The following is a 13,423-nucleotide window of genomic DNA, read 5'->3' on the forward strand; positions in this document are numbered from 1 at the left end:
CGGCGACGGCAGCGATGTGGCCACCGCCCGTGTGCCGGCCGGCATCAACAGCGCATTCTTCCAGCAGACCCGCGAACGCAGCGGCCTGCAGGGTGCGTTGCAGTGGAAGCCGAACGAGCAGAACGAATTCAACCTGACCGGCCTGTACATCAAGGGCAAGTACAACAACTTCAGCGAATCGCGTTACGTCTGCCCGGCGTGCAACAACGACCTGCAGAAGGTCACCAGCGCCAATGTGCAGAACGGCGTGGTCACCTCGGCGACCTTCGGCGATGGCGCCGCGGGGCAGCCGTACGCTCAGCTGGACGCGAACTACCGCGAGAGCACCGTCACCACCAAGAGCCTGAACCTGCGTCACGACTGGTCGGGCGAGAAGTGGGTGTTCACCACCCAGGTCGGCGACACCAAGGCCACCGGCGGCAAGAACCCCGAGTACCTGATGAAGTTCCTGATGACCGACGGCGGCTATAACTACGCCTTCGATGGTCAGAACACCGCGGTGAACTACGACAACGGCGGCGCCTCGAACTGGACGCTGCCCGGTTCGCCGGCCGGCCTGCCCGCCGGTTCGCAGGACTCCAGCGCGATGCAGGCCGGCGGCATCTTCTATCAGAAGAGCACCGACGAAGAGAAATACTTCCAGTGGGATGCGGCCCGCGATCTGGAGCTGGGACCGTTCACCAAACTGCTGTTCGGCTACAAGTACATCAACCACAACAACGGCGTGGACGCACGCGGCAATCGCATCAATACCACCGATGCGATCTCGCTGACCCAGTTCAACCCGGGCACCACCCCGAGCGGTCTGTACGACGGCCTGGGCGCCAGCGGCGACCTGACCACCTGGCCGACCGCCAGCCTGAACTCGATCCGCAGCTATCTGCTGTCGCAGCCGCAGGGTCCGTACCGTCCCGATTACGGCTCCTCGTTCGAAGTGAAGGAGATTACCCAGAACTTCTACACCCAGTTGAACTACGAAACCGGCAAGTGGCGCGGCAACGTCGGCGTGCGTCTGGTCGACACCACCGACAAGTCGCTGTACTGGCAGACCGCAGATGGCGGCACCAACTACTCGCGCGTGGCCGAGAACAACGACTACCGCAAGGCGCTGCCGAGCTTCAACATCGCCTACGACATCACCGACGACGCCGTGCTGCGTTTCTCGGCCGCCAAGGTAATCGCACGTCCACGCTATGGTGATCTGGCCGGCACGTTCAGCATCAACAGCGCGAACGGCAACCTGACCGCCGGTGGCGGTAACCCGGATCTGAAGCCGTACGAGTCCACCAACTACGACCTTGCTGCGGAGTGGTATTTCGCGCCGTCCAGCATGCTGTCCGGTGAAGTGTTCTATCGCGACATCAGCTCCTACATCGTCAACACCACCAGCCAGCAGCAGCTGACCGATCCGATCAGCGGCAACTCCGGCATCTACACGGTGACCTCGCCGATCAACGTCTCCGATGCCAAGGTCAAGGGCGTGTCGGTGAACTACCAGCAGTCGCTGGGTCTGGGCTTCGGTGTGCAGGCCAACTATACCTTTGCCGAATCCGATTCGAGCTCGGGCCTGAACCTGCCTTACCTGTCGCGTGACACCTACAACATCATCCCGTACTGGGAGCATGGCGACTGGATGGTACGTGTGAACTACAGCTTCCGTTCCAAGTACTTCACCCAGATCGGCCGCCTGGCCTCGCAGGACTTCGCAGACAGCTACAAGCAGCTCGACCTGACCGCCTCGTATCAGATCACCGATTACATGGGCATCACCTTCGGCGCGACCAACCTGCTGGATTCCACCTACCGGCTGTTCAGCAACACCCGCTCGACCCCCACGGCGTTCTATAAGAACGGCCGCGGTTATCAGGCCCAGCTGAACTTCAAGTTCTGATGTAGCACCGGCGCGCCACCGACCCTCCACGGTGGCGCGCTTTTTTTTGAGCGGTGCGTTGCATGCAGCGCACGGCTCGATGTTGTACCAAGGAGTGGTACTGGCCACGCCCCTTCGCGGTTGAGGGAGCATGGCCAGGCCCGCTTTTGCCATCCACGTGCCGGCTGCGCTGCAACCGACATGTCTCGCTTGAAGGAGTGCAGTTCCCATGACGACCGATAGCCGCCCTGCGGCTCCATCCCGCCGCCACGCCGGAGCTGCACCCAGAACGCGAATGCTCGCGCTCGGTCTGCTGCTCGCGTTGCCTGCTGCCACGCTCAGCGCGCAATCGCCTACCGCGCCCACCGCCACCACGCTCAGCCCGGAACAGATCGACCAGCAGTGGCTCAGCGCCACCGCCAAGTACGCACCCGAACGCGAGCGCCTGGTGCGCGAAGCCGAAGCCGGCGCACGCAAGGGTCCGTTCCGCCCCGACTGGGCTGCACTCAAGGCCTATCAATCGCCGGCGTGGTACGACAACGCCAAGTTCGGCATCTTCATCCATTGGGGCGTGTTCTCGGTGCCGGCGTTCGGCAGCGAGTGGTATTCGCGCAACATGTACCTGGAGGGATCCAAGGAATTCGCCCATCACGTGGCGACCTACGGGCAGCAGGCGAGCTCCGGCTACAAGGATCTGATTCCCAGGTTCACCGCGCCCAAGTTCGATCCGAATGGCTGGGCAAAGCTGTTCCGGCAATCCGGCGCGCGCTATGTGGTGCCGGTGGCCGAGCATCATGACGGCTTTGCGCTGTACGACTCCAAGCTCTCCGACTGGACCGCGGTGAAGATGGGACCCAGGCGCGATCTGCTGGGCGAGTTGTCCAAGTCGATCCGCGCGCAGGGGTTGCACTTCGGGTTGTCCTCACATCGCGCCGAACACAACTGGTTCTTCGACGGCGGGCGCAAGTTCGATTCGGACGTCAACGACCCACGCTATGCCGCGCTGTACGGCCCGGCGCAGGTGCGCCTGCCTGGCAAGGACGATGCCGATGTGGCCAACGACTGGACGCCGGTGTCGCAGGCCTGGCTGGACGACTGGCTGGCGCGTACCACCGAGCTGATCGACACCTATCAACCGGACCTGATCTATTTCGATTGGTGGATTGCCCACCCCACCTTCCGCAGCAGCCTGCCGACCATGCTGGCCTACTACTACAACCAGGGCGCGGCGCGTACCGAAGCCGATCGCGGCGTGGTGGTGAACTACAAGCTGGGCGCGTTTCCGGAAGGGGCCGGCACGCTGGACATCGAGCGCGGCCAGCTCACCGGCATCCATCCCACCCATTGGCAGACCGACACTTCGGTGAGCAATGCGTCGTGGGGCTACATCGAAAACGACACCTACAAGTCGCCGACCTTCATCATCCACATGCTGGCCGATGTGGTGGCCAAGAACGGCAACCTGATGCTCAACATCGGCCCGCGTGCCGATGGCTCGATCCCGGATACCGAGCGCGGCATCCTGCTGGCGATCGGCAAGTGGCTCAAGACCAACGGCGGCGCGATCTACGACAGCAAGCCGTGGCGCGTGTATGGCGAAGGCCCGACCGAGGTGGTCGGCGGCACCTTCCAGGACGTCAAGACCAAGCCCTACACCGCCGAAGATTTCCGCTTCACCACGCGCGATGGCGCGCTGTATGCAATCGAACTCGGCTGGCCGGCCGGCGGCAAGGCGGTGATCCGCTCGCTCACACCGGCCGACGGCGTGCGCGGCGTGACGCTGCTGGCCAACGGCAAGAAGGTGCCGTTCGAGCAGCAGGCCGACGGCCTGCATATGAGCCTGCCTGCCAAGCCGGTCGGCGAGCACGCCTACGTGCTGCGCATCGATCTTTCTTCTTCCCCCACTCCCTGACGGATGCTGTTTTCATGAGCAAGCGATTGACCTGGATCCTGCTGGCGCTGGCGCTGGTATGCGCGCCGGCCCTGGCCAAAACCCCCACGGCGTTGTTCTATCTGATGAACACGCAGAAATCGACCAACTCGTTCCTGGCCAATGTCGACAAGATCGACGTGGTGGTGCCGACCTGGTACGGCGTCGACCAGAACGGCCTGGTCAACGGCACACCCAACATGTACCTGTACGACATCGCCAAGCAGAAGAACCTGCGGGTGATGCCGATCCTGTCGATGACCACCGGGCGCGACGGCTTCCACAAGCTGATGCACGACGAAGCCGCCAAGAAGCGCATGATCGAATCGCTGCTGATCCACGGCAAGCAGCACAAGTACTACGGCTTCCAGTTCGATTTCGAGAACATCGCCTGGACCGACCGCGACGCCTACACGCTGATGGTCAAGCAGACCGCCGATGCGCTGCACAAGGCCGGCTTCAAGATGTCGGTGGCGGTGGTGCCCAATGCCCCGGGCCATGCCGAAGGCGGCCAGTTCTCCAAGTGGATGTGGGAATACTGGCGCGGCGCGTACGACCTCAAGGCGCTTGGCCAGGCCGCGGATCTGGTCAGCATCATGACCTACGACCAGCACACCCGCTGGACCACGCCGGGCCCGGTCGACGGCATGGTGTGGATGAAGAAGCACCTGGATTACGCGATCACCCAGGTGCCGAAGGACAAGCTCTCGCTCGGCATCGCCACCTACGGCTACCGCTGGTACACCGGTAATCCGGTCAAGGAAGACGGCACCGAGGCGTCGAACATCTCCGCCACCTATATCGATGCCGACGAATCGTTTCCGCTGGCGATCGAGCAGAACGCCACCGTGCAATGGGATCCGGTCGAGCAGGAATCGTGGTTCTACTTCTACCGCGACGACATGCGCGAGTGGGTGTTCCGCCCGGATGCGCGCAGCTTCAAGGCACGCTACGACCTGGTGAAGCAGTACGGCCTGGAAGGTTTCAGCTGCTGGGTGCTGGGCGCCGAGGACCCGAAGGTGTGGGACGAGTTGCCGACCGCGCAGCGCTGACCGCGTCATCGCACTGCTGCACGACAGGACGGGCGCGGTCGGTGTTCGCATCGGAATGCATCCACTGCAAGCCGATGCGTGCACTGCCCGCGCCCGTTCTGTAACACGCCATGCGGAGCGCGGGCGCTGCGCGACACCACACACCGCGCACCCCGACGAAGCGTGCGCCAGTCCCTGCGCCATCCGGCACGGCTTTGCTACTGTGCGTGGCTGCCGTATCTCCCCCGCCATACCGGGATGTGATTGCATGATGTCGAACTCCGCACCGAGCCTGCGCTCACCGTTATCCGGGCCGCCGTCGCCGCGCAGCCTGTCGTCGCGCCTGCTGTCATCGCACCGACGTTCCTCGTGCCTGCTTGCGATGGCGCTGACGGCGATGGTGCTGGCGGGCTGCGGCCAACGCGATGCAGCGACCGCACCTGCAGCCAATCCCGGCAATACCGCAACACTGCCTGCGACCACCACACCGCTGCCCCTGATTCCCGCCCCGGCCGAAGCCAGGCGCGGCACCGGCAGTTTCCGCGTCGGCACCGGCACGGTGATCTCCATCCCCACCGGCAATGCCGAGGTGCGCCGCAGCGCCGAGTCGCTGGCCAGCCTGTTGCAACGCACCCGCGGCCTGACCCTGGAAGTGCGCACCGAAACCAGCGCCTCGCCGCACAGCATCCGCCTGGAGCGCACCCCGCAGGCGCCGGTGGCTCACAAGGAAGGCTATAGCCTGGATGTGGACGGCAACGGCATCCGCATCACCGCACGCGATGGTGCCGGACTGTTCTATGGCGCAATCAGCGCCTGGCAATTGATGACGCCGGATGCGGGCAAGGGCGATGTCACCGTACCGGCGGTGGCGATCCGCGACTGGCCGCGCTTTGGCTGGCGCGGCCAGCATCTGGATGTGGCCCGCCACTTCCACGACGTGGACACGGTCAAGCATGTGCTGGACGCGATGGCCGCGCACAAGCTCAATGTGCTGCATTGGCATCTCACCGACGACCAGGGCTGGCGCATCGAGATCAAGCGTTACCCCAAACTCACCGAGGTCGGTGCCTGGCGCACCCCGCCCGGCGCCGGCCAGCACGGCACGCCCGAGCGCTATGGCGGTTTCTATACGCAGCAGCAGATCAGCGAGATCGTCGCCTATGCGGCGCGCCTGCACATCACCGTGCTGCCCGAGCTGGACATGCCCGGGCATGCGCAGGCCGCGGTGGCCGCGTATCCGGAAGAAGTCGGCGTGCCCGGCCAGCGCACGCAGGTGGGCGTGGACTGGGGCGTCAACCCGTACCTGTTCAACACCAGCGAACGCAGCCTGAGCTTCATCACCAACGTGCTGGACGAGGTGCTGACCTTGTTCCCGTCGGCGTATATCCATATCGGTGGCGACGAGGCGGTCAAGGATCAGTGGGAAGCCTCGCCCGCGGTGCGCGCGCAGATGCGCAAGTTGGGCGTCAAGGATGCGCACGCGATGCAAGGCTGGTTCAACGAACAGCTTGCGGCCTACCTCACCCAGCACGGCCGGCGCATGATCGGCTGGGACGAAATCCTCGAAGGCGGCGTGCCGGCCAGTGCCTCGGTGATGTCGTGGCGCGGCACCGACGGTGCGGTGACCGCCGCCAGGCAGGGCCACGATGTGGTGCTGGCGCCAGGCGACTGGCTGTACCTGGACAACCTGCAGACCACCCGCAGCGACGAACCCAACGGCCGCCTGACCGTACTGCCGTTGTCCAAGGTCTACGCTTTCGACCCGGTACCTGGTGAACTCAGCGCCGCGCAGTCCACGCATGTACTCGGCGCGCAAGGCGCGTTGTGGTCTGAATACATTCCTTCGCGCTGGCATGTGGATCACGCGCTGTTCCCGCGGCTGTCCGCCATCGCCGAAGTGACCTGGTCGCCGGTGGCTGCTCGCAACTGGAAGGATTTCCTGGCGCGCCTGCCGGCGCAGCTGCAGCGCTACAAGGCGCTGGGCATCGACTACAGCGACGGCGCCTTCGCCGCCGATATCGCACTGGAAGGCGGCCCCAACCCGGTGCTCGCTGGCGGCCCGGCCAAGGTGGTACTCGGCACCCAGGCCGGTGCGGGCACGCTGCACTACACCATCGACGGTAGCGATCCCACACCGGCATCGCCACGTTATGCGGCGCCGTTTACGATCCAGCTGCCGACCACGGTCAAGGCCACCGCCTTCGATGCCGGCGGCAGCGCGCTGGCGGCCACGCGCAGCCGTACTTTCGATCGTGCCGGCTTGTTGCACGTGGACACCCAGGGCCTGCGCGATTGCGTGGACACCGGTGCGCTCGGCCTGCGCCTGCCGCTGCTGCCGGAACTGACCGCTGCCGACACGCCGGTCTACAACGTCGACCTGTTCCATGCCTGCCGGCTGTATCCGCAGGCGCGCCTGGATGGCGTCGGCGCGATCCGGATCGAGTCCGCACGCCTGCCGAACAACTTCGGCCTGGCCCACGAACAATCCAAGGTGGTGCAGTACCCCGCCAAGACGCGCCGCGGCGAGCTGGAAGTGCGCCTGGGCTGCGAGGGCGAGCTGATCGCCAGCGTGCAATTGCCCAACAGCGCCACGCTGGGCGAACAATTCACGCTGGAAACCGCACTGCCTGCACGCACCGGCATCCACGATCTATGCCTGCGCTTCACCGCGCCGATTCGCGGCCCGCTGTATGCCATCGGCGCCGTCCAGTTGATTGAAACCACCGCGCAGGCGCCCCCCGCCGCCACGCGCTGATCCATCCAAGGAGAGTCATCCATGCCCCTATCCCGTCATCGTTGCGTTCCCGCCCCCGCCCGCCTAGGGCTTGCCCTGGCCGTTGCCATCTCGCAGGCCTGGGCCGCGCCGCCCACGGCAACGCCCCTGGACAGCGGCTGGCAGGTGCGGCTGGTGCCGGGCCAGGAACAGGCCAAGACCTATCCGAAAGCGGCGGCGTGGTTGCCGGCGCAGGTGCCGGGCGCGGTGCAGACCGATCTGATCGCCGCCAAGATCGTGCCGGACCCGTTCTATCGCGACAACGAAGGCAAGATCCAGTGGGCGGGCCTGAGCGACTGGCAATACCAGACCCGCTTCAACGTGGATGCGGCCACGCTCAAGCGCGAGCACGTCGAGCTGGTATTCGACGGCCTGGATACGTTTGCCGAGGTCACCCTCAACGGCAAGCCGCTGCTCAGCGCCGACAACATGTTCCGGCAGTGGCGCGTGGATGCCAAACCCCTGCTCAAGCGCGGCGACAACGTGCTCGAGGTCAAGCTGTTCTCGCCGATCAAGAAGATCCAGCCGTGGCTGGCCAAGCAGCCGTACGCGCTGCCGGGCGCCTACGATTCCGCCTTCGGCGACGAACCCGAATCGCGCCACAGCTCCACCTACGTGCGCAAGGCGCCGTACAACTTCGGTTGGGATTGGGGCCCGCGCATGGTCAACGCCGGCATCTGGAAAGACGTGCGCCTGGAAGCCTGGGATGCGGTGCGCGTAGACGGGCTGCATATCGCCCAGCAACGCGTGGATGCCGACAGCGCGCAATTGCAGGCGCAGCTGGAACTGCAGGCCGGCCGCAGCGGCCCGGTGCAGGTGACGCTGGACGTGCTGGGCCCGGATGGGCAGAAAGTCGGGCAATTCACCCAGCAGGCGGTGGTCGACCCGGGGCAGAACCGCATCGATGTGCCGGTGCGCATCGCCAAGCCCAAGCGCTGGTTCCCGGCCGGCTACGGCGCGCAGGACCGCTACACCTTCGTGGCCAGCGTGCGTGATGCCGATGGCGACAGCCAGCAGATCAAGCGGGTCACCGGCCTGCGCTCGGTGGAGCTGCGGCGCGAGAAAGACAAGTACGGCAAGAGCATGGAGATCGTGATCAACGGCATCCCGATCTTCGCCAAGGGGGCCAACCTGATCCCGCTGGATGCGTTCCCCGCACGTGTGAGCCCCGAGCGCATGCGCAGCACCTTGCAGGATGCGCGCGATGCCAACATGAACATGCTGCGCATGTGGGGCGGCGGGCATTATCAGGACGACCGCTTCTACGAGGTGGCCGACGAGCTGGGCATCATGATCTGGCAGGACTTCATGTTCGGTGGCGCGGTGCCGCCGTACGACGTGGAGTTCCGCGAGAACACCCGGCAGGAGGCGATCGAACAGGTCAAGCGCCTGCGCGACCATCCCAGCATCGTGCTGTGGTGCGGCAACAACGAAGTGCAGACCGGTTGGGAAAACTGGGGCGACCGGGTCAAGTTCAAGCAGTCGGTGGACCCGGAAGAACGCAGCCGCATCGAGCGCGGCATGACCACCTTGTTCGGCACCGTGTTCCGCGAAGTGGTGGCCACCTACGACAGCGACGTGCCGTACTGGTCCACCTCGCCTGGCACCAACTTCGACGGCGCCGCCGACCAGGCCAACGATGGCGACATGCATTACTGGAAGGTCTGGGGCGGCCCCGCGCTGCCGGTGACCGAATACCTCAACGTCACCCCGCGCTTCATGTCCGAATACGGCCTGCAGTCGTTCCCCGACATGCGCACCGTGCGTGCCTTCGCCGAACCCGGCGACATGGATCCGGAATCGCCGGTGATGCGCGTGCATCAGAAGTTCGACAAGGGCAACGGCAACAAGCGGCTGATGCTGTACATCCGGCGCGAATTCGGCGAGCCCAAGGACTTCGAGAGCTTCGTCTATTTGAGCCAGCTGATGCAGGCCGAAGGCATCAACCTGGCCGCCTCGCATCTGCGTGCCTCGCGCCCGCAATCGATGGGCTCGTTGTACTGGCAGCTCAACGATGTGTGGCCGGGTGCGTCGTGGTCCAGCGTGGACTACTACGGCCGCTGGAAGGCGCTGCATTACCACGCCCGCCGCTTCTACGCGCCGGAGCTGATCGCCGCACTGCGTAATGACAAGGGCCAGACCGAGGTGTCGCTGGTCTCCGACCGCACCACCCCGCTGGCCGCGCGTTGGCGCATGCGGGTAATGAGCATGGACGGCAAGCTGCTGAGCAAGCGCGAGGAAAAGACCACCGTCAAACCGCTCAGCAGCCTGCAGGTGGGCAACTTCAGCGACAAGCAGTTGCTGGGCAGCGCCGACCCCAAGCGCAGCTACGCGGTGTTCGAGTTGTTCGACAGCGACAAGCTGCTGTCGCGCGAGGTGGTGTTCTTCGCGCCGGCCAAGCAGCTGGTGTTGCCGGCCGCCAAGATCGACAGCCAATGGCGCGCCGATGACGATGGCTACGCGCTGACGCTGTCCAGCAACACGCTGGCACGCGAGGTCTGGCTATCGTTCGGCGATGTGGATGCCACGCTGTCGGACAACGCGTTCGACCTGTTGCCGGGCGAGCCGTTGACCGTGCATGTGAGCAGCAAGGCCGCGCTGGCACAGTTGCAGTCCACGCTGCAGGTGCGCGATCTGGCGAGCACGCTGGCCGGTGCACCGCCGGAGCCGGCCGAGACGAAGTAAGCCGCGCCGGGAACAGACGTCGGCCGATGGCGCAGCGCTCGTCTCAGGGCGCTGCGCCATCCGCTAAGACTGCGCGTGGCGCAGTGACGGCAGTGCCGGGCGCAGGTCTCGTATCCGATCCGGCGTCCGATCAGTAACCACTACTGCGCCAAGTGTCACCAACCGCTGCCCGCGGTGTCGCTGCGGGCAATCCAAGAACAACGCGTGACGGCCAGTCGCCGCCCCGCAGGAGTGAGCAGATGTCGTTGTCCGTGTTTCCATGCCGCCTGGCGGTCGCGCTGAGTCTGGGTCTGGGCCTGCCGCTGGTCGGCGCGCCGGCGTTGGCCGCAACACAACCCGATGCGACGCCGGAGCAACGCGCCGCCGCGCTGGTCGCGCAGATGAGCCGCGAGGAAAAAGTCGCGCAGGCGATGAACGATGCACCGGCGATTCCACGCCTGCGCATCCCCGCCTACGAGTGGTGGAGCGAAGGCCTGCACGGCATCGCACGCAATGGCTACGCCACGGTGTTTCCGCAGTCGATCGGTCTTGCTGCCAGCTGGAATACCGCGTTGATGCAGCAGGTGGGCACGGTGGTGTCGACCGAGGCGCGTGCCAAGTTCAATCAGGCCGGCGCCCCGGGCAAGGATCACAAGCGCTACGCGGGCCTGACCATCTGGTCGCCCAACATCAATATCTTTCGCGACCCGCGCTGGGGCCGTGGCATGGAAACCTACGGCGAGGATCCCTTCCTCACCGGGCAATTGGCGGTGGGCTTCATCCGCGGCTTGCAGGGCGACGATCTGGATCACCCGCGCACCATCGCCACGCCCAAGCACATCGCCGTGCACAGCGGTCCGGAGCCGGGCCGGCACAGCTTCGATGTGGACGTGTCGCCGCGCGATGTGGAGGCGACCTATACGCCCGCCTTCCGCGCCGCCCTGATCGACGGCCAGGCCGGCTCGGTGATGTGCGCGTACAACTCGCTGCACGGCACGCCGGCCTGCGCCGCCGACTGGTTGCTCAACGGCCGCGTGCGTGGCGACTGGGGCTTCAAGGGCTTTGTGGTGTCCGACTGCGATGCGGTGGACGACATGACCCAGTTCCATTACTTCCGCCCGGACAATGCCGGCTCGTCGGCTGCAGCGCTCAAGGCCGGGCACGATCTCAATTGCGGGCATGCCTATCGCGAACTCGGTACGGAGATCGAACGTGGCGAAGTGGATGAAGCCCTGCTCGACCAATCGCTGGTGCGCCTGTTCGCCGCGCGCTATCGCCTGGGCGAACTGGAGGCGCCGCGCAAGGATCCGTATGCAAAGCTCGGTGCCAGGGATATCGATAACGCCGCCAACCGTGCGCTGGCGCTGAAAGCCGCTGCCGAATCGATCGTATTGCTCAAGAACGAGGCCGGCACACTACCGTTGAAGGCCGGCACGCGGCTGGCGGTGATCGGGCCGAATGCCGATGCGCTGGCAGCGTTGGAAGCCAACTACCAGGGCACCTCGTCCACGCCGGTCACCCCGCTGCTCGGCCTGCGCCAGCGCTTCGGCGCGCAGCAGGTGAGTTATGCGCAAGGTGCGCCGCTGGCCGCGGGCGTACCCGGCATGATTCCGGAAACCGCGCTGCGCAGCGACGGCAAGCCGGGCTTGCGTGGCGAATATTTCGACACTGTCGATCTGGACGGTGCGCCGCGCACGGTGCGGCAGGACCGCACGGTGAGTTTCAACTGGGACCAGGTCGCCCCCGCAAAGGGCGTGCCGGCCGATCGCTACGCGGTGCGCTGGAGCGGCGAACTGCTGCCGCCGAGCGCGGGCGATTACACGCTGGCGGTGCGGGTGGCGCGCTGCTTCGACTGCGCCGGCCACGACCCGGTGCGGCTGTACATCGACGACAAGCTGGTGGTCGCCGGCAATGCCGAAGACAAGCACGTGCCGGCCGGCATGCACAACGCCGACGGCCGCAGCGTGGAAACCGTGCTGCACTTCGACGACACCCGCCCGCGCAAGATTCGCCTGGAGATGGAACACCGCGGCCAGGACCAGGGCGTGCGCCTGGAGTGGCTGGCACCGGCGGCCGCGCAACTGGCCGAGGCCGAGCAGGCGGTGGCGCAGGCCGATGCGGTGGTGGCCTTCGTCGGCCTGTCGCCGGATGTGGAAGGTGAGGAACTGCGCATCGATGTGCCCGGCTTCGACGGCGGCGACCGCAACGACATCGCCCTGCCCGCCCCGCAGCAGGCGCTGCTGGAACGGACCAAGGCCTCCGGCAAGCCGCTGGTCGTGGTGCTGATGAGCGGCAGCGCAGTGGCCTTGAACTGGGCCAAGACGCATGCCGATGCGATCGTGGCGGCGTGGTATCCGGGCCAGTCCGGCGGCACCGCGGTCGCGCGCATGCTGGCCGGCGACGACAACCCAGGCGGGCGCCTGCCGGTGACGTTCTATCGCTCCACCAAGGACCTGCCGCCCTACGTCAGCTACGACATGAAGGGCCGCACCTACCGCTACTTCAAGGGCGAGCCGCTGTTTCCGTTCGGCTACGGCTTGAGCTACACCAGCTTTGCCTACGCCGCGCCGCAGCTGTCCACTGCAACCCTGCAAGCCGGCAGTCCGTTGCAGGTGACCACCACCGTGCGCAATACCGGCACGCGTGCCGGCGACGAAGTGGCGCAGGTGTATCTGCAGTATCCGGATCGCCCGCAGTCTCCGTTGCGCAGCCTGGTCGGCTTTCAGCGTGTGCACCTGAAGCCCGGCGAGCAGCGTACGCTGCGCTTCACCCTGGATGCGCGCGCGTTGAGCGATGTGGATCGCACCGGGCAGCGTGCGGTGGAAGCCGGCGACTACACGCTGTTTGTCGGCGGTGGCCAGCCCGGCACCGGCGCGGCTGGCGAGGCCGCAGCGTTCTCGATCTCGGGGCGTTCGCCGTTGCCGAAATAAGCGACGCATCCGCGTGCCCCACAACAGGCGTCGGCTGTCATGGCCGGCGCCTGTTGCATGATCTGCGCATGCTGCGTTGCATCGCAGGATGCAGGCACTGCGACTGCGCGAGACGGAATTGGTGATCTATCCGCAGGCAATACGAGGATCTCCGCACACACTTCACACCTACTTGACAGAGCCCAAAACGCGGTCTATCACTAGCCACAGTCGGCAACACGCGCC

General features: G+C 65.7%; 6 protein-coding genes. All 6 read left to right on the forward strand.

The features are described 5' to 3' along the window. The first annotated feature begins 16 nt into the window (after positions 1-16). The 6 genes from ABQY64_RS15065 to ABQY64_RS15090 all read left to right on the forward strand — a co-directional run bounded on the left by ABQY64_RS15065 (position 17) and on the right by ABQY64_RS15090 (position 13,198). The gene (locus tag ABQY64_RS15065) at positions 17-1,891 is read left to right on the forward strand and encodes a TonB-dependent receptor (protein WP_349779865.1); all 1,875 of its coding nucleotides are present in this window, start codon (positions 17-19) and stop codon (positions 1,889-1,891) included. Positions 1,892-2,099: 208 nt separating this feature from the next. Further along, the gene (locus ABQY64_RS15070) at positions 2,100-3,782 is read left to right on the forward strand and encodes an alpha-L-fucosidase (RefSeq protein WP_349779866.1); all 1,683 of its coding nucleotides are present in this window, start codon (positions 2,100-2,102) and stop codon (positions 3,780-3,782) included. Positions 3,783-3,796: 14 nt separating this feature from the next. Beyond that, positions 3,797-4,852, forward strand: a complete 1,056-nt coding sequence (locus ABQY64_RS15075; RefSeq protein WP_039516090.1) for a glycosyl hydrolase family 18 protein — start codon at positions 3,797-3,799, stop codon at positions 4,850-4,852. Between the two features lie 247 nt (positions 4,853-5,099). Next, positions 5,100-7,586 (forward strand): family 20 glycosylhydrolase, encoded by a 2,487-nt coding sequence (locus ABQY64_RS15080; RefSeq protein WP_374151302.1) that lies wholly within the window; start codon positions 5,100-5,102, stop codon positions 7,584-7,586. 21 nt (positions 7,587-7,607) lie between these two features. Beyond that, positions 7,608-10,289 carry a glycoside hydrolase family 2 protein gene (locus ABQY64_RS15085; protein ID WP_349779867.1) on the forward strand — a complete coding sequence of 894 codons (2,682 nt, stop codon included), beginning with the start codon at positions 7,608-7,610 and terminating at the stop codon, positions 10,287-10,289. 239 nt (positions 10,290-10,528) lie between these two features. Next, positions 10,529-13,198, forward strand: a complete 2,670-nt coding sequence (locus ABQY64_RS15090; protein WP_349779868.1) for a glycoside hydrolase family 3 C-terminal domain-containing protein — start codon at positions 10,529-10,531, stop codon at positions 13,196-13,198. Positions 13,199-13,423: the final 225 nt, after the last annotated feature.

The organism is Xanthomonas sp. WHRI 7065, from assembly GCF_040203115.2.
GTDB lineage: Bacteria > Pseudomonadota > Gammaproteobacteria > Xanthomonadales > Xanthomonadaceae > Xanthomonas > Xanthomonas arboricola.

Excerpts from the sequence above, each read along its gene's own strand:
- ABQY64_RS15070 (WP_349779866.1), top strand. The coding sequence starts at position 2,100 with ATGACGACCGATAGCCGCCCTGCGGCTCCATCCCGCCGCCACGCCGGA.
- ABQY64_RS15075 (WP_039516090.1), top strand. The coding sequence starts at position 3,797 with ATGAGCAAGCGATTGACCTGGATCCTGCTGGCGCTGGCGCTGGTATGC.
- ABQY64_RS15080 (WP_374151302.1), top strand. The coding sequence starts at position 5,100 with ATGATGTCGAACTCCGCACCGAGCCTGCGCTCACCGTTATCCGGGCCG.
- ABQY64_RS15085 (WP_349779867.1), top strand. The coding sequence starts at position 7,608 with ATGCCCCTATCCCGTCATCGTTGCGTTCCCGCCCCCGCCCGCCTAGGG.
- ABQY64_RS15090 (WP_349779868.1), top strand. The coding sequence starts at position 10,529 with ATGTCGTTGTCCGTGTTTCCATGCCGCCTGGCGGTCGCGCTGAGTCTG.